Source organism: Pyxidicoccus xibeiensis (genome assembly GCF_024198175.1).
Lineage (GTDB): Bacteria > Myxococcota > Myxococcia > Myxococcales > Myxococcaceae > Myxococcus > Myxococcus xibeiensis.
In genome coordinates this window covers 235468-252191 of record NZ_JAJVKV010000003.1, presented here as the reverse complement: position 1 = coordinate 252191, position 16724 = coordinate 235468, and the positions used below count along the sequence as shown (strand labels likewise).

General features: G+C 71.4%; 16 protein-coding genes. 11 read left to right on the top strand and 5 right to left on the bottom strand.

What is annotated here, in order from left to right:
* The first annotated feature begins 31 nt into the window (after positions 1-31).
* The 8 genes from rpsO (at position 32) to purB (ending at position 10391) form a co-directional block, all read left to right on the top strand.
* The gene (rpsO, locus tag LXT23_RS13690; protein ID WP_223755689.1) at positions 32-304 is read left to right on the top strand and encodes a 30S ribosomal protein S15; all 273 of its coding nucleotides are present in this window, start codon (positions 32-34) and stop codon (positions 302-304) included.
* Between the two features lie 388 nt (positions 305-692).
* The gene (gene pnp / locus LXT23_RS13685; protein ID WP_253980614.1) at positions 693-2867 is read left to right on the top strand and encodes a polyribonucleotide nucleotidyltransferase; all 2175 of its coding nucleotides are present in this window, start codon (positions 693-695) and stop codon (positions 2865-2867) included.
* A gap of 150 nt (positions 2868-3017) precedes the next feature.
* Positions 3018-3815 carry a hypothetical protein gene (locus tag LXT23_RS13680; protein ID WP_253980613.1) on the top strand — a complete coding sequence of 266 codons (798 nt, stop codon included), beginning with the start codon at positions 3018-3020 and terminating at the stop codon, positions 3813-3815.
* 8 nt (positions 3816-3823) lie between these two features.
* The gene (locus LXT23_RS13675; RefSeq protein WP_253980612.1) at positions 3824-4837 is read left to right on the top strand and encodes a M23 family metallopeptidase; all 1014 of its coding nucleotides are present in this window, start codon (positions 3824-3826) and stop codon (positions 4835-4837) included.
* 51 nt (positions 4838-4888) lie between these two features.
* Complete coding sequence (gene dut, locus LXT23_RS13670; protein ID WP_253980611.1) at positions 4889-5344, top strand: dUTP diphosphatase; 456 nt, start codon at positions 4889-4891, stop codon at positions 5342-5344.
* A gap of 108 nt (positions 5345-5452) precedes the next feature.
* Positions 5453-8140, top strand: coding sequence for an SUMF1/EgtB/PvdO family nonheme iron enzyme (locus LXT23_RS13665; protein ID WP_253980610.1), 2688 nt, complete (start codon positions 5453-5455; stop codon positions 8138-8140).
* Positions 8137-9081 (top strand): ABC transporter substrate-binding protein, encoded by a 945-nt coding sequence (locus LXT23_RS13660; RefSeq protein WP_253980609.1) that lies wholly within the window; start codon positions 8137-8139, stop codon positions 9079-9081. The genes LXT23_RS13665 and LXT23_RS13660 overlap by 4 nt, the downstream gene beginning before the upstream one ends.
* Complete coding sequence (gene purB / locus LXT23_RS13655; protein ID WP_253980608.1) at positions 9078-10391, top strand: adenylosuccinate lyase; 1314 nt, start codon at positions 9078-9080, stop codon at positions 10389-10391. Before LXT23_RS13660 ends, purB begins: the two co-directional genes overlap by 4 nt.
* Before the next feature lie 59 nt (positions 10392-10450).
* Here the strand turns inward: purB and LXT23_RS13650 are convergent, their stop codons facing one another.
* Positions 10451-11410 carry a phosphoribosylaminoimidazolesuccinocarboxamide synthase gene (locus tag LXT23_RS13650; RefSeq protein ID WP_253980607.1) on the bottom strand — a complete coding sequence of 320 codons (960 nt, stop codon included), beginning with the start codon at positions 11408-11410 and terminating at the stop codon, positions 10451-10453.
* Between the two features lie 74 nt (positions 11411-11484).
* Positions 11485-12081, bottom strand: a complete 597-nt coding sequence (locus LXT23_RS13645) for a hypothetical protein (protein ID WP_253980606.1) — start codon at positions 12079-12081, stop codon at positions 11485-11487.
* 53 nt (positions 12082-12134) lie between these two features.
* Between LXT23_RS13645 and LXT23_RS13640 the strand changes: the two genes are divergently transcribed.
* Positions 12135-12875 (top strand): RNA methyltransferase, encoded by a 741-nt coding sequence (locus tag LXT23_RS13640; RefSeq protein ID WP_253980605.1) that lies wholly within the window; start codon positions 12135-12137, stop codon positions 12873-12875.
* A gap of 49 nt (positions 12876-12924) precedes the next feature.
* Here the strand turns inward: LXT23_RS13640 and LXT23_RS13635 are convergent, their stop codons facing one another.
* The 3 genes from LXT23_RS13635 to LXT23_RS13625 form a co-directional block, all read right to left on the bottom strand.
* Positions 12925-13191: a vegetative protein gene (locus LXT23_RS13635; RefSeq protein WP_253980604.1), complete on the bottom strand. Its 267-nt coding sequence runs from the start codon at positions 13189-13191 to the stop codon at positions 12925-12927.
* Positions 13192-13333: 142 nt separating this feature from the next.
* Positions 13334-14593 (bottom strand): S1C family serine protease, encoded by a 1260-nt coding sequence (locus LXT23_RS13630; RefSeq protein ID WP_253980603.1) that lies wholly within the window; start codon positions 14591-14593, stop codon positions 13334-13336.
* A 78-nt stretch (positions 14594-14671) separates the two neighbouring features.
* Positions 14672-14953 carry a hypothetical protein gene (locus tag LXT23_RS13625; RefSeq protein WP_253980602.1) on the bottom strand — a complete coding sequence of 94 codons (282 nt, stop codon included), beginning with the start codon at positions 14951-14953 and terminating at the stop codon, positions 14672-14674.
* 102 nt (positions 14954-15055) lie between these two features.
* Here LXT23_RS13625 and LXT23_RS13620 point away from each other — a divergent pair, with 102 nt between their 5' ends.
* Both LXT23_RS13620 and LXT23_RS13615 read left to right on the top strand, forming a co-directional pair.
* Complete coding sequence (locus LXT23_RS13620; RefSeq protein ID WP_256560815.1) at positions 15056-16132, top strand: CFI-box-CTERM domain-containing protein; 1077 nt, start codon at positions 15056-15058, stop codon at positions 16130-16132.
* 50 nt (positions 16133-16182) lie between these two features.
* Entirely contained in the window at positions 16183-16707 is a 525-nt protein-coding gene (locus LXT23_RS13615) for a TlpA family protein disulfide reductase (RefSeq protein ID WP_253981379.1), read from the top strand.
* Positions 16708-16724: the final 17 nt, after the last annotated feature.

Below are 16724 nucleotides of genomic sequence, written 5' to 3'. Positions count from 1 at the left end.
TCACCCCGGAGCGGGCGAAGGAAGAGCCTCAATGTCGGCATTGCATCAGGAGCGCAAGTCGGAGCTGGTCTCCAAGTTCCGTACGCACGAGACGGACACGGGTTCCCCCGAGGTGCAGGTGGCGCTGCTGTCCGAGCGCATCAACATGCTCACCGAGCACTTCAAGACCCACAAGAAGGACCACCACTCCCGGCGCGGTCTGCTGAAGCTGGTCGGTCAGCGGCGCCGGCTGCTGGACTACCTCAAGTCCAAGGACGTCACCCGGTACAAGAAGCTCATCGAGGGCCTCGGCATCCGCAAGTAGGCACCTGAGCAGCACCCGGGGCGCTGGTGGCAACCAGCGCCCCGCGCGTTTAAGACGTACGCGGTAGGAAGAGTCGTCGTCGTGAAGCAGTTGAAGCGCGGCGGGTGATGGCGGGCAAGGGAGTGGTGCCGACGGAGGTTTTGGTTTCCGTTCGGACCGGCTGACAGCGGTCAGCCGGTGCGATCAGGGATCAAAAGTTCCGAGACATCCCTCCGGCGCTCCGCAAGCGCCCTCCGCAGTACAGGCATGCGGTTGCCTGACATGCGCCTGTCCCAGGCCCTGGCGACCGCTCAAACACCCCGAGGGCCCTCCCGGGGTGCCTGGCCCCTTTTGCGGGCCGGGTGCGTGCGGTGGGGTCCTCGCCCCTGAAGTACCCAGAGGCACGGACATGCAGAAGAAGAGCGTCAAGATTGGTGAGAGCGAGCTGAGCATCGAAGTGGGCCGCATGGCCAAGCAGGCCGACGGCGCCGTGGTGGTTCGCTATGGCGACACCATGCTGCTGGTGACGGCCGTCAGCGCGCGGGAGAAGAAGGACATCGACTTCCTCCCCCTCACGGTGGAGTACCAGGAGAAGCTGTACTCGGCGGGTCGCATCCCCGGCAGCTACTTCAAGCGCGAGGGCCGGCTGACGGAGAAGGAGACGCTGGCCAGCCGTCTGGTGGACCGCTCCCTGCGTCCCCTGTTCCCGGAAGGCTACGCGTACGAGACGCAGGTCATCTCCAGCGTCATCTCCTCGGACCCGGACAACGAGGGCGACATTCACGGCATCACCGGCGCCTCCGCGGCGCTGTGGGTGTCGGACATCCCGTTCAACGGTCCCCTCGCCGGCATCCGCGTGGGCCGCGTGGGCGGACAGTTCGTGGCCAACCCCACCGCGAAGCAGCGCGAGCAGAGCGACCTGGACCTGGTCATGGCCGTGAGCCGTGAGGCCATCGTCATGGTCGAGGGCGGCGCGGAAGAGGTGGTCGAGGCGGACATGGTGGCCGCGCTCGAGTTCGGCTTCAAGACGGCGCAGCCCGTGCTGGACCTGCAGGACGAGCTGCGGCGCGAGCTGAAGAAGCAGGTCCGCGCGTACGACAAGGCCGCCTCGGTGGACGAGGGCCTGCGCGCCAAGGTGCGCGAGCTGGCCATGGACTCCATCAAGGCGGGCTACGGCATCAAGGAGAAGGGCGCCCGCTACGACGCGCTCTCCAAGGCCAAGAAGGAGACGCTGGCGAAGCTCAAGGAGCAGCTCGGCGACGGCTTCACCCCGCTGGTGGAGAAGCACGCCAAGTCGGTGGTGGAGGACCTGAAGTACGAGCACATGCGCGAGATGACGGTCAACGGCGGCCGCATCGGTGGCCGTGGCCACGACGTGGTGCGCGCGATTACCTCCGAGGTCGGCGTGCTGCCCCGCACGCACGGCAGCGCGCTGTTCACCCGCGGCGAGACGCAGGCGCTCGTGGTGGCCACGCTGGGCACCAGCGACGACGAGCAGCGCCTGGAGATGCTGGGCGGCATGGCGTTCAAGCGCTTCATGCTGCACTACAACTTCCCGCCGTTCAGCGTGAACGAGACCAAGCCGCTGCGCGGCCCGGGCCGGCGTGAAGTCGGCCACGGCGCGCTGGCGGAGCGGGCGCTGCGCAACATGGTGCCCAAGAGCGAGAGCTTCCCGTACACGGTCCGCCTGGTGTCGGACATCCTGGAGTCCAACGGCTCCTCGTCCATGGCCTCCGTCTGCGGCGGCACGCTGGCGCTGATGGACGCGGGCGTCCCCCTGACGTCTCCGGTCGCCGGCATCGCCATGGGCCTGGTGAAGGAGGGCGAGAAGGTCGCCATCCTCTCGGACATCCTCGGTGACGAGGACCACCTGGGCGACATGGACTTCAAGGTGTGCGGCACCACGAAGGGCATCACGTCCATCCAGATGGACATCAAGATCACCGGCCTCACCACGGAGATCATGAGCCGCGCGCTGGAGCAGGCGCGTCAGGGCCGCATCCACATCCTGAACGAGATGCTCAAGACGCTGGCCCAGCCCCGCAAGGAGATCAGCCAGTACGCGCCGCGCATCACCACCATCCAGATTCGTCCCGAGTTCATCAAGAACGTCATCGGGCCGGGCGGCAAGGTCATCAAGGACATCATCGCCCGCACCGGCGCCGCGATTAACATCGAGGACACCGGCCGCGTGGACATCGCCAGCGCCAACGGCGACGCGGTGAAGGCCGCCATCGCCATGATTCAGGCGCTCACCCGCGAGGCGGAGATCGGGAAGATCTACACGGGCACGGTGCGGAAGATCGCCGAGTTCGGCGCCTTCGTGGAGCTGTTCCCGGGCACCGACGGCCTCATCCACATCTCGGAGCTGTCCGACAAGCGCGTCAAGAGCGTCTCCGACGTGCTGAACGAAGGCGACGAGGTGCTGGTGAAGGTGGTCAGCATCGACAAGACCGGGAAGATCCGCCTGTCCCGCAAGGAGGCGATGGCGGAGCGCGCGGCCTCGCAGCAGGGCGGCGCCACCGGCGACGGGCTCCCCGCGCAGCCGGCAGCCCCGGCCACGCAGCCTGACGCCAAGGCCTAGTCCTGGCTGACTCCGGCCCCCTGGGCTGAAGTTCGAAGTGCCCCCTGTCGCCACCGTGCGGCGGGGGGCGTTTTCGTTTCTGGCGGGAATGACTTAGACCGGGGGAAGGGGGTCGTGCGTTGGAGGTGCGAGCCCCGTTCCGGAGGCCCCGTGCCGCCCCGCCCGCCTGCCGCCTCGCCGCCGTCCTCGAGCTTCGTCGCCGACGTCTCCCGCTTCCTCGGCGGCCTGCGCTGGGCCTTCATGCCGCTGGGGCTGCTGGCGCTGGTGGCGGTGGGCGTCCACGCGGCGGCGGACACGCTGGATGACCGGCTGATGGCGGTGGTGGACCGGGCGGACGCGGCCTTCGACTCGCTGGTGGGGCGCTACGAGCTCACCGCGCCCATGGTGGAGTGGCTGTCGCTGGAGCTGCGCACCCGGCTGGCGCGCATGCTGGCGCTGGCGTGGGAGCTGGCGGCGGACCTGGTGCTGGCGCTCCCCGCGCTGGGCTACCGGGAGGCGCGCGAGGCCCGTCCGGCGGAGGCGTGGAAGGCGGCGCTGGGGACGGAGCCGGCGCGGCCCTCGTGGAAGGTGCTGTGGACGCGGTGCCTGCGGCGGCCCACGCCCATGCGGTGGCTGCGGCCGCTGGCCACGGCGGCGGTGGTGCTGGCGGGCGCGTGCGCGGTGGCGCGGCTCATCCAGGGCACGGTGTACCTGTCCTGGCGCGAGCTGTTCGGTGACGGCGCGGCGGACGTGGCGGCGCGGGGGCTGGCGCTGGGCGCGCTGGTGGGCGTGCTGGCCACGCTGGGGTGGCGCGCGGTGCTGCGCAACCTGCAGCACGCGGACGCGGCCTGTGAGGTGGACGGTGGCAAGGGCGCCTTCCGGCGCGGGTGGGTGGGGTGCGCGGTGGTGGTGCCGCTGGCGCTGGCCGCCCTGGTGGATGCGACTCCCGTGCTGTCCTTCCTGCGCTGAGAGGCCCCATGTTTCCACGCCGCGCACGGGGGTTGCTGGACTTCTGCATGGCCGTGCTGTGCCTGTGGGCGGCGTACCACCACACGCCCGCGGGCGCGCTGGTGCGCCGGGGCACGGCGTGGGTGACGGGGACGAAGAGCAGCGCGCGCCCGCTGCTGGCGTACTACGACGGGGTGAGCGGCACGTCGCTGTCGGAGCCGCTGGTGGCCCCCGAAGTCGCGCTGGCGCGGCCGCTCACGGACGCGGAGGCGCTGGCCTGGGGCACGCACCTGGCCTTCAAGGGCCTGGAGCTCCGTGCGCGCCGGCCGCTGCTGGAGCTGGCCGCGGAGGTGGGCGTGTCCTCCACCGCGCTGCTGGACTCGACGGAGGGGCCCGTCGCCGCGCGGAAGCTGCATGCCGCGCTGGCGGCGGACTTCCCCGAGGACGAGGCGCGGCTGGCGGCGCTGTTCGCCGGTCGGGTGCCCGCGCGCTACGCGCTGGAGCGGGTGCGGGCGGAGGGTGGGGCGCCCACGCTGGAGCGGCTCGCCCAGCAGCTGCCTCCCGGCTTCGAGGGCTCGTCCGTGGGCGCGGCGCAGGCGCTGGCCCTGTCCACGGCCTTCGGCCTGGCCTGGCCGGTCCACGAGGGCGCGCGCGTGACGAGCCCCTTCGGCGAGCGCATCCACCCCGTGCTGGGCACCCGGAAGATGCACACGGGCGTGGACCTGGGCGTGCCCACGGGGACGGCGGTGGTGGCGGTGGCCGAGGGCGTGGTGCGGCGCGCGAGCGAGGACGCCGTGAATGGCCGCGTCCTCGTGCTGGACCATGGGCGGGGCGTGACGACGGCGTACTGCCACAACTCGGAGCTGGTCGTACAAGTCGGGCAGCGGGTGGAGCGCGGGCAGCTCGTCGCGCGCTCGGGCAACACCGGCCGCTCCACCGGGCCCCACCTGCACTACCAGCTGGAGCTGGCCGCGCGGCCCATGGACCCGCTGAAGTTCCGCACCGCCCTTCGCTCCTCCGTGGCGAAGGACTCGACGCCCTGAGCCGGCGGGCGGGAAGTGGACTTGGTGGGGCCCTGTGTCATGAATGCACACATGGCTCCTCCGCTGACTGTGAAGGTGCGTCGCGTGCGCGCCTGGCCGGACCCGCTGCCGCTGCCCCGCTACGAGACGGAGCTGGCCGCCGGCCTGGATTTGCGCGCCGACATCGAGGGCGAGCTCGTGCTGCGGCCGATGGAGCGCCTGGCGGTGCCCACGGGCCTCGCGCTGACGCTGCCGCCCGGCTACGAGGGACAGGTGCGGCCGCGCTCGGGGCTGGCGCTCCGGCATGGCGTCACCCTGCTCAACGCGCCGGGGACGGTGGACGCGGACTACCGGGGCGAGGTGCAGGTCATCCTCGTCAACCTCTCCAGCGAGCCCTTCACCCTGCGTCGGGGTGACCGCGTGGCGCAGCTGGTGGTGGCGCCCGTCACGTCGGTGGCGCTGCACGAGGTGGAGGTGCTGGACGCGACGTCACGGGGCGCCAACGGCTTCGGCTCCACCGGCCGCTAGGCCGGAGACCCTGCTCGTCGTTCCTTGCTGACAGGGGAGCGTGCAGAATATGAGGTCGGGCCGCCCCCCCTGGCGGTCTCCCCGACGGGCCCCTGGAGTCCCACTGCTTTGCTTTGCCACCGCTGCGGCAGCCACGTCCCACCTACGACCGACACCTGTCCCACCTGCGGGCTGAAGTACGACGCGGCGGCGCGCCAGGCGGCCGGCCCCGCTCGGAGACGGGGACTGGACGGCGCTCCCTACAAGCCGGGAGACGTCGTCGCGGGCCGTTACGCCATCCAGGAAGTGGTGGGCGCCGGCCCCATGGGCTTCGTCTTCAAGGCCCAGGACCAGGAAATCGACGTCGAGCTGGCCCTCAAGGTCGTGCACCCGCGCCTGGTGCAGCAGCCCGAGGAGCGCACCCAGTTCTCGTTCTCCCTGCGCACGGGCAAGAAGCTCAACCACCCGAACCTGCTGCGCGTGTACGAGGAGGGCGTGGACGGGGACCGCCCCTTCTTCACCATGCAGCTGCTGGAGGGGATGACGCTGCGGCGGATGCTGGAGCAGCGCGTCCAGCGCGGGCAGCTGTTCTCGCTGAAGGAGGCGGAGCCGCTGCTGGGGCAGATGGCCGCCGCGCTGGATGCGGCGCACCGCTTCGGGCCGCACTCCGACCTCAAGCCGGAGAACGTCATCGTCCTGCCGGACCTGCTGAAGGTGACGGACTACGGGCTGGGGCTGGCCGTGCCGCACCTGCCCTTCGTCCAGGCCCAGAAGGGCCACCGCGCGGACGCCTACATCGCTCCGGAGTACATCAGCGGTGGCGAGCTGGACACGCGCATGGACGTGTTCTCGCTCGCGGTCATCATGGGCGAGATGGTGACGGGGCTCGTTCCGGAGGACGGTGTCACGCCCGGGCTGACGATGCACCACCCGGACCTGCCCACCTCGTTCGAGGCGCTCTACCGGCGCGCGCTCAACCCCAATCCCCTGGCCCGGCCGAAGACCGCGGGGGAGCTGCACGCCGAGTACAGCAGCATCCTCGCCCGCTCCCCGCCCGCCGTGGTGACGCGCCAGCGCGGGATGCCACCGCCCGCGGGCTCACCGGCCGCCGCCGCGCGCCAGAGCGCCAGGCCGCCCCCGCCGGTCCCCACCGGCATGCTGCCGATTCCCACCGGCCTGCACCCGGTGCAGAGCGCGTCGCCCGGGGTGGCGGCGCCGAACACTCCCGCGCCTGCCGAAGAGGAGCCGCCTCCGCCGGATGCCACGCAGCCCCTGGATGCGGCGACGCTGGCCGCCATCATCGGCGGCAACCCCGGCGCCCTGGCCGGTGCGGGGCATCCTTCGCAGCGACTGACGGAGCAGGCCCTTCCATTCATCGCGCCGCCCCCGGCGAAGGCGCCGGGCACACCCCGGGCGTCGGGGCCCGTAGCCTTGGTGCCATCGCCCCGTCCCTCGGGGCCTGTGGCCGCCCTGCAGCCTCGCGGTGCGCAGCGCCCGGAGTCCGAGGCGTCTTCTTCGACCTCGGGGCCACCTCGTGGCGCATCGCGTACCGAGGCCGAGGCGTCTCCTTCGCCATCACGTGGCGCGTCGCGCGCGGAGGCCGAGGCGTCTTCTTCGGCCCCAACGCTTCCTCGTAGCGCGCCGCGTGTGGAGCCCTTGGAGCCGTCTCTCGCGGCACCCGCACAGCCTCGCGGTGCCCCTCGCGTGGAAGCCTCGGCCCCCGCCCGCTCGGCGCCGCGCGGGGAAGCGTCCGAGCTGTCTCCCTCGGACTCCGGCGCCCGCTCCACCGCGAGGACCCTGGAGGCGTCGCCCGCGGTCTCCGGTGCCCGTGCCCGCACGCTGGAGTCCTCACCGGCCGTGTCCGGCGCCCGCTCCGGACCTCGCGCGCTGGACGCCGCGTCCGCGGGAGCGGGGGCCCGCTCGGGGGCTCGGAGTCCGGACTCGCCGGCCACGTCCGCTGCCCGCTCGGCGCCGCGCATTGGCGCCCTGCCCACGCAGCCCGTCATGCGGGCCTCGAAGTCGAAGGCCCGCTCCATCGTGGGGTTGATTCTCCTCACCCTCGGAGGCCTGGCCCTGGGCGGTGGCGGCGGCTACCTGCTGCTGCGGGCCCTGCGCCCCCGGTACAAGGTGGCGCCACTGCCGCTGGAGCCCGGCAAGCAGGTGCCCCCGCGACAGGAGCAGGTGGCCGCGCCGCCTGCCGGGGACAGCGCGCCCGTCGTGGCGGCGGTGGGAGGCTGTCCCGCGGGGATGCGGCTGGTGAGTGGTGGCGCCTTCAAGATGGGAACGGCGGCGGACGACTCGATGAGCTTCATCGACGAGCGCCCGCTCGCCAGCGTGCAGGTGTCCTCCTTCTGCGTGGATGAATACGAGTACCCCAACCAGGGCGGCGCGAAGCCGAAGGTGAAGGTGAGCTGGGAGGAGGCCCGGGCCCTGTGCGAAGGCGCGGGGAAGCGGCTGTGCACGGAGGAGGAGTGGGAGAAGGCATGCAAGGGTCCGGGCAACACGCGCTTCCCGTATGGCAACGGGTACAACGCCGACACCTGCAACACGGAGACGGCTTCGGGCGACGACCGGATGCTGGCGCCCACCGGGAACTTCAAGCGCTGCAAGTCCGGCTACGGCGTGCTGGACCTGTCCGGCAACGCGGCGGAGTGGACGGCCACCCACTTCGACAAGGCCCGGGTGGACTTCACGCTGAAGGGCGGCGCGTTCAACCTGCCGGACTACACGTCGCGCTGCTCGGCCCGGAAGAACGCCGCCCCCACGGAGCGCTCGGACTCGGTGGGCTTCCGCTGCTGCTCGGGCGTGCGTCCATGAGGCGGCTGGCCCTCGCGCTCCTCGTCGCGGTGCTCCCGTCGACCGCGGGAGCGCAGGGGCCTGCCCGTCCACGCGTGGTGGCGGTGAAGTCCGCCAACCTCGCCCCCTACGCTTCCGTCATCGCCGGCTTCGCCGCGGAGGCCCGCGCCGAGGTGCAGGAGGTCATGCTGGACGAGAGCGCCGGCGCGGCCGCCCGCGCCTTCAAGAAGCTCGCGGTGCAGAAGCCCGCCCTGGTACTGGCGCTGGGGCCGCTGGCGGCCAACGCCGCGCGCCGCTCGCTGGGCGAGGACGTGCCCGTCCTCTTCGCCATGGTGCCCTACTACGAGAAGTACGGGCTGGAGGGCCCCAACGTCACCGGCATCTCCCTCACCAGCGACCTGGGCCCGGAAGTCGAGGCGCTGCTGGCGGTGGCGCCCCGGGCGAAACGCGTGGGCATCCTCCATGACCCGCGCTTCTCCGCGAGCACGCTGGCGCGCGCGCAGGCGGCGGCCTCGCCCCGGGGGCTGACCATCGTCCCGCTGGAGGTGGACTCACTGGCCCGGGTGGACAAGGTGCTGGAGGGCGCGGCGGGCCGCATTGACGCGCTGCTGATGGTGGCGGACAAGACGGTGGGCAACGCCGCCGTCGTCCAGTCGCTCATCGCCTTCGCGGCGGCGCGGAAGCTCCCGCTCGTCGCGCTCACGCCCAGCCAGGTGAAGGAGGGCGCCACGCTGGCGCTGTCGCCTGGCCCCACGGCCATCGGCCAGCAGGCGGGGCGGCTCGCCAACCGCATCATCCACGAGAAGGTCGACCCGGGTGCGCTGGCGGTGGCGCAGCCGGAGGGCATGGACTTGTCCCTCAACCTCACCGCCACCAGGAAGTTGGGTCCGTCCTCCGATGCCGTGCTGGAGCTGCTCCGGCTGGCGGCGCGGCGGGACTTTGCCGTGAAGGTCTACGAGTGATTCCTCGATACAGCCGACAGGAGATGTCCTCCCTCTGGTCCGACGAGGCCCGCTACCGCCGCTGGCGCGACGTGGAGCTCGCCGCGCTGGAGGGAATGGTGGAAGCGGGGCTCGCCCCGCGCGAGGCGCTGCAGGACTGCCGCCAGCGCGCCGGGGACTTCACGGCCCAGGACGCCGCGAAGATTGAAGAAATCGAGCGCACCACCAAGCACGACGTCATCGCCTTCCTCACGTTCATGGAGGAGCGGGTGGGGCCCAGCGCGCGCTGGCTGCACCTGGGCATGACGTCCTCGGACGTGCTGGACACGTCCCTGGCGCTCACCCTGCGCGATGCGCTCGACCTCATCCTGAAGGACCTGGAGCGGGTGATGGCGGCGGTGGAGAAGCGCGCCTTCGAGCACAAGCACACGCTGCAGATGGGCCGCAGCCACGGCATCCACGCCGAGCCGATTACGTTCGGCCACAAGCTGGCCATCTGGTTCGACGAGCTGCGCCGCGGCCGCGAGCGCCTGCTGCACGCGCGCGAGAGCATCGCCGTGGGCAAGATTTCCGGCGCGGTGGGCACCTTCGCGCACCTGCCTCCGGCGGTGGAGGAGCACGTGTGCCGCACGCTGGGGCTGAAGCCGGCGCCGGCCTCCAGCCAGGTGGTGCAGCGCGACAGGCACGCGGAGTTCTTCACCGCGCTGGCGCTGCTGGGCTCGAGCATCGAGAAGTTCGCGGTGGAGATTCGCCACCTCCAGCGCACCGAGGTGCGCGAGGCGGAGGAGCCCTTCACCGCAGGGCAGAAGGGCTCCAGCGCGATGCCGCACAAGCGCAACCCGATTCTGTCGGAGAACCTCACCGGCCTGGCGCGGCTGCTGCGCGGCTACGCGGTGAGCGCCATGGAGGACGTGGCGCTGTGGCACGAGCGGGACATCTCGCACTCCTCCGTGGAGCGCGTCATCGGCCCGGACGCCACCATCCTCATGGACTTCATGCTCATCCGCTTCGCGCGGCTGATGGAGGACCTGCGCGTCTACCCGGAGCAGATGAAGAAGAACCTGGAGCTGCTCGGCGGCGTGGTGAACTCGCAGCGGCTCTTGCTGGAGCTGGCGCGCAAGGGCATGGACCGGCAGGCCGCGTACGTCATCGTCCAGCGCAACGCGATGAAGCTTTACGAGGAGGGCGTGGACTTCAAGAAGGCCCTGCTCGCGGACGCGGACCTGGCGAAGATGATGACGCCCGAGGAGATTTCCGACTGCTTCTCCCCCGGCTACCACACGCGCCACATGGACGACGTCTTCCAGCGCGTGTTCGGCCGGAAGCAGTAGGCCGGGGCTGTCAGGACGGGCCGGAGCCCTCGAGCCCCGGCCGTCCGCCCGCGGAAGCGCTACTTCAGGTAGCCCTTCGCCCGCAGGTTGCGCTCGATGCGCGCGTGCACGTCCCCCGGCTCCAGCGCCAGCGGCGCGCCGGTAATCCGCTCGTAGGCGGCCAGGTACTTGGTGGCCAGGTCCTCACGGACGGAGTCGGGGATGACGGGCGGGGTGCCCTGGCCGGAGAAGTTCCGCTCGCGGATGAGCCACTGGCGGATGTTCTCCTTGTCCAGCATGCGCTGGTCCTCGCCCCTGGCGAAGCGCTCCTCGTACTCGTCCGCCACCCAGTAACGGCTGGAGTCGGGCGTGTGCATCTCGTCGATGACGAGCAGCTCGTCGCCCACCTTCCCGAACTCGTACTTGGTGTCCACCAGGATGAGGCCGCGCGTCCGCGCCAGGCGCTGGCCCTCCCGGAAGAGCCCCTTCGCGGCCTCGGTGATGCGGGCCCAGTCGCGGGGACTGGCCAGCCCTCGCGCGAGGATTTCCTTCTCCGAGATGGGCTCGTCGTGCTGGCCGTACTCGGCCTTGGTGGACGGGGTGATGATGGGCTCGGGGAAGGCCTCGTCCTTGCGCAGGCCGGCGGGGAAGGGCAGCCCGTAGGCGGTGTGCGTGCCCTTCTGGTAGTCGCGCCACAGGCTGCCCGTGAGGTAGCCGCGGACCACCACCTCCACCGCGAAGGGCTGGCAGGCCCGCGCCACGGTGACGTTGGGGTCCGGCACGTCCACCACGTGGTTGGGGCAGATGTGCTTGGTGCGCTCGAACCAGAAGGCGGACAGCCGGTTGAGCACCTCGCCCTTGAAGGGCAGGGTCGTCAAGACGTGGTCGAACGCGGACAGCCGGTCCGTCGTCACCAGGATGAGCCTGTCGCCCTGCCGGTACGTCTCGCGGACCTTCCCGCGATAGTGCTGGCCGAGCGACGGCAGGTCCGTCTGCTTGAGCGTGAGGGACAGCTGGGCTTGAAGTGCGGAGGGATTCACAGGCGCCTCGCGGCCCCGCCTCCTCGCTGGAAGCGGCGAGTCAAAGGTGGGCCTTCTGCGGGAGGCGCGCGACTCTACTGGAGCGGAGCCGGCATGGAAGCGGGACCGTACGCCGCCGCCAGGTACAGGAAAGCCGGATTGATGCGGAGGATTCCGTCCACGTAGGCCACCGCGTACGGCGCGCCCGACGCCCGGTCCACCTGCACCGCGACCACCGGACGGATGCCCCAGTGCGACAGCAGCGTGCGGGCCAGCAGCTCCGCCGCCTCGCGCTCGGACAGGCCCTGCAGGCCGTCCCGCCGGTCCTCCGGCCACCGCTCACCGGCGCGCGCGTCGAACACCAGCTGGAGTCCGCCACCCGCATCCGGGAACTGGAAGAGGTCCATCTTCGCGTCGAAGCCCGGCGCCGCCAGCAGCTCGCCTTCCTGGCTGATGGGGAAGAGCACGAGGGCCTGCGCCTGCGCCGCCTGGCCCGCCTCGATGGCCGACTGCCGGGCCACCTCGCGGAACAGCTCCAGCCGCGTCGCCTGGGACTCGAACTCCAGGAACTCCGGCGGGTTGGTGAGGGCCTGCCGCGCGCTCATCGTGGCGCGCACGGGCGCGCCGGCCTCGCCGCAAGCGGTGAGGACGGTGACGAGACAGAGGAGCAGCCCAGGGAGCCAGCGACGCATACGAGCGGGAATATACCGATCTCCTCCCGGATCAACCAGCTAAACTCGGCGGCATGCGTCCAGGGGAGTATCTCACCGTTGTCCTGCACCAGACGCGCTCGCCGGACAACCTCGGGGCCGCGGCGCGGGTCATGGCCAACTTCGGGTTTTCACGGCTGATTCTGTCGGACCCCGTCATGCAGTCCACCCAGGGCGCCGAGCGCCTGGCGGTGCACAGCGAGAGCGTCCTCGAGAAGGTGGTGGTGGCGAAGGACCTGCGCGAGGCCCTCACGGACTGCGTGTATGCCGTCGGCACCACGTCTCGCACCCAGCTCAAGGGGCGCACGGCGCTCACGCCGGAGGACGCGGTGCGGCGGCTGGCCGAGGAGAGCGTGCGCGGGCGGGTGGCGCTGGTGTTCGGGGGTGAGCAGCGGGGCATGTCCGACGAGGACCTGGCGCGCTGCACGGACGTGCTCGTCATCCCCACCTCGGACGTGCAGCCGTCCATGAACCTGGCCCAGTCCACGGCGGTGCTGCTCTACCTCTGCCACCGGCAGGGGCTGATGGAGACGCAGGCGCCCGCCGCGCAGGCACCGGAGCCCGGCGCGCGGCAGGGCACCCTCAACGCGCTGGCGGCGCGGATGAAGGAGGTCATGCTCAAGGCGGACTTCCTGAACCCCCAGGCGCCGGAGCACGTGCTGAACGAGCTGGAGCTGACGTTGATGCGGGCGCGGCTCACCCAGCGCGAGGCGGAGCTGTGGCTCACGGCCTTCAAGCACCTGGGGCGCGCGGTGGCGCGGGGCGACTCCCCCTGAGGGAAGAAGGCGCCCCGGCGCCGCGAGGTACGGCGGGAAGCAACGGCCCTTAGGCCGCCGCCTCCTTCTTGTACGTCTCGTTGAAGTGCTTCTCGCACAGGCCGGCCTTGAGCGTCTTCACGCGGCACTCCGGCTTGGAGCAGGTGCGGTAACGGGAGTGGGGCAGGTCACCCTGGCGCCACTTCTTGAAGTGGAAGAAGCAGTAGCTCTTGGCGCGGTAGGGGCGCTTGCAGCCCTCCACGGTGCACGCCTTCTTGCCACTGCCCTTGGCGATACGCGGCCAGTGGGTGAGCTTCTGGGTCTGGGCCTCGGCCATCTGGAACTCTCCTGCGAAGCGTTGCGGAATCGCGGCGCCACACCGAGGTGGACCCGCCGCCGGGTACGGAAAAAGGCGCACTGTCTAGCGCCCATGCAACCCGAACGCAAGGAGCCCGAGGATCAGCCTCCGGGTATGCCCATCAGCGCGCGGGTGCGCTGTCCTCTGAACCCGGGCTGTCGGCCTCGACTTCCGCCTCAAGGGGCGGGGCTGCCGGGCGGGGCTTCGAGCGGGGGACCGGCGACAGCAGGTCCTCCAGCACGGACTGCCCCCGGGTGGGCGTCTGGCCCGGACTGCTGGCGGCCAGCGTGGGGGCGGGCGCCTCCTCGGCCGGCATCTCCTCCAGCTTCACCGTCACCTTCATCGGCCGGCCCAGCCGGTTCACGCGCAGCTTCACGTCGCGCCCCACGCCCCGCGCGGCCACCTGCCAGCGCAGCGTATGGGCCCGCTGCACGCGCCGGGCATCCAGGCCGACGATGACGTCGCCGGTCTGAAGGCCGGCCCGCTCGCCCGGTCCACCCTCCGTCACGTCCGTCACCACCACGCCCCGGCCTCGCGGCAGGTTGAAGGCCTCCGCCACCTCGGGCGAGAAGTCCTGCACGCTGATGCCCAGCCACCCGCGGCGCACGCGGCCGTGGGCCTTCAGGTGCGGAATCACCGTCTTCGCGATGTCGATGGGGATGGCGAAGCCGATGCCCTGGCCCGCCACGTTGACGGCGTTGGCCACGGCCACCACGTCGCCGTGCAGGTCCAGCACCGGGCCACCCGAGTTGCCCGGGTTGATGGACGCGTCCATCTGGATGTAGTCGAAGTCACCGTCGCGGCCGTTGGGCGTCACGTCGGTGCGGCCCATGTAGCTCACCACGCCCACCGTCACCGAGTGGGCCAGGCCGAACGGATTGCCGATGACGACAATCCAGTCCGCCGAGCGCACGTGCGACGCGGACGCCAGCTTCAGCACCGGCAGCTTGCGCGGGACGTCGATTTTAAGCAGGGCGCAGTCGGTGCGCGGGTCCTCGCCCACCACGCGGGCGGGGTACTCCTCCACGCCGCCGCGCGGGTGCAGCACGGAGATGATGACCTCCGAGGCACCCTCCACCACGTGCGCGCTGGTGAGGATGTAGCCGTCCGAGCGGATGATGAAGCCCGAGCCGATGCCCTTCTGCGGCTCCTCGCCGGACACCGCCGTCTCCGCGGTGAGCTGCTTCGTGGTGATGGACACCACCGCGGGCATCGCTCGCCGCGCCACCTCGCTCAGCGTGGCGCGTTGGTTGTGCAGTGAGCGATTCTGGGCTTCCAGCCACAGCCGCTCACGGCCGCGACCGGCGGCCTGCGCTGGAAACACCAGCGCGCACACCAGTGCGGCGAGAAATACGACGCTCCCAACTCGAGCCCTGCCCATGGCCCCGCCTCCGCCCCTACCGCCTTGGCGCAAGCTAAGGAGTGGGGGATTCCAGCGGAAGCGGGCTTGTCGTGCGTCCTACTTCTTCTGAGCGATGATGCGGTTCACCGCCGCACGGTCCTCGGCGCTGATGCGCTCCCGGGGCGGGGCATCCGTCGTCCGGGAGACAGCGTCCTTCGCGTCCTCGTACGCGTCCTCCAGGCCGTCCTTCACCCGGTCCACGGCGGACGGCTTCACGGTGCGCTTCCAGGCCTTCTCCATGTGCTCCAGCGGTGTGCGGCCGTCGATCTCCCCCGTGGCCAGGAAGATGCCGAGTCCCACCGCGCAGGCCGTCCAGACGATGAACTTCAATGCTCCCATTTCTCACAGCCTCCTACCTTTTTGTACACCGGCCACGTGCGGCTGGCCAGTTTCCGACCAGGGGTGGGTACAAGTCGCTGACAGGGCGGGGTGGGGCCCTTAATGTCCGCGGGCTTGCAACCCGAAGAGCTCTTCCAATCAGCCCGTGAGCGGGCAGCGCAGCTGGATGTGGGACGTGGGGCCGCGGCGGTGGAGCGCGTGCGCGCGGCGGCGTCCGCGCTGTTCGCCCGCATCCCCGAGCCGCCGGTGTACCGCCGCGCGGAGGACCCCTCGCGCAAGGCGGCGCAGGACCTGCTCCCGGAGCTGGAGCGCGTCCTGGCCGAGGCGCTGGCGGCCGGCAGGGACCCCGCGGCGTTGCCCGCGCTGGAGAAGCTGGTGTCGGCCCTGCTGGCCCACGGCGAAGCGCTGTGCCACACGGCGGACGGCCGGCTGGAGGCGGCGGAGACGGCATGGCGGCGCGCGCAGGAGCTGGAGCGCGCGGCCCACCCCACGCGGCACCTGGTGACGGCGCCTCCGCGCCCGCCGCCGGTGTTCGACAAGGGCTCGGGCGGCTCGCGCTATGACCCGCGCCCCGCGCCGCAGGCGACGGTGAAGCTGGTGTGTCCCAACACCGGCTGCAAGCGGGTGAACGACTTCGCCTTCCTCACGAGCCACCCCTACAACCGCTTCGTCTGCCCGGTGTGCCACACGCCCTTCCTGGGTTACTTCGGCGAGCTGCGCGGGCTGGAGGTGGAGGTCCGCCGCAGCTCCAAGCGCTACTTCTTCACGGTGGACGAGGTGGGCCCCGCGAGCACCACGCGCATCGAGTTCGAGGAGGCGAGCGGCCAGGAGTTCCCCGCCGCGCGCCGCGACTTGCTGGCCTTCCTCTACACGGAGGCGCGCGAGCTGAAGGCGGTGGTGAACCTCACCAACCAGAAGCTCATGTGGGTGAGCCCGGCGTCCTCGTGCTTCGTGGCCACGGTGGCCTTCGGCGAGGGCGCGCCGGAGCTGGTCGCCTTCCGCGCGTACCGGGACGACGTGCTGCGGAAGAGCGCGCCCGGCCGGGTGTTCATCCGTGGCTACTATCGCTGGGGCCCCGGGGTGGCGGCGTGGGTGTCGCGCAAGCCGGCGGTTCGCACCGGGGTGCGGTGGGCGCTGCGGCGGGTGCACCACCGCCTGACGAGGAGTGGATTCGAGTGACGCAGGAACCGATTGGGGCACCCCCGCCGCCGCCGAAGACGCGCGGAGGGATGAAGGCGGTGCTGGGGTTGGTGGCGGGCCTGGGGCTGGCGGGCGTGGTGTACCTCGGGGTGACGGAGGCGCAGCGCTCGCGGCTGGTCCCGGACGGCATGGCCGCTCCAGCCATGGAGATGGAGCGCCTGGGCGGTGGGACGCTGAAGCTGGAGGAGCTCCGCGGCCAGGTGGTGATGCTGGACTTCTGGGCCACGTGGTGCCCGCCGTGCCGTGAGGAGATGCCCGCGCTGGTGAAGCTGGCCAAGGAGTACGAGCCCCAGGGGCTGGTCTTCGTGGCGGCCAGCCGCGACGACGGCCCGAGAGCGCCCCGGCTGGTGGAGGCGTTCGTGAAGCGGAACCTCCCGGACCTGCGGCCCTACGTCGTCTACGCGAGCGACGAGGTGGCACGGGCCTTCCAGGTGACGGCCCTGCCGACGCTCTACTTCCTGGACCGCGAGGGCAAGGTGATGGACGCCCAGCGCGGCGCCCTGTCCGAGGATGCCCTGCGCCGCCGCATCGAGCGTGCGCTGAAGCAGCAGTGAGCCGGCGGGGCGGACGC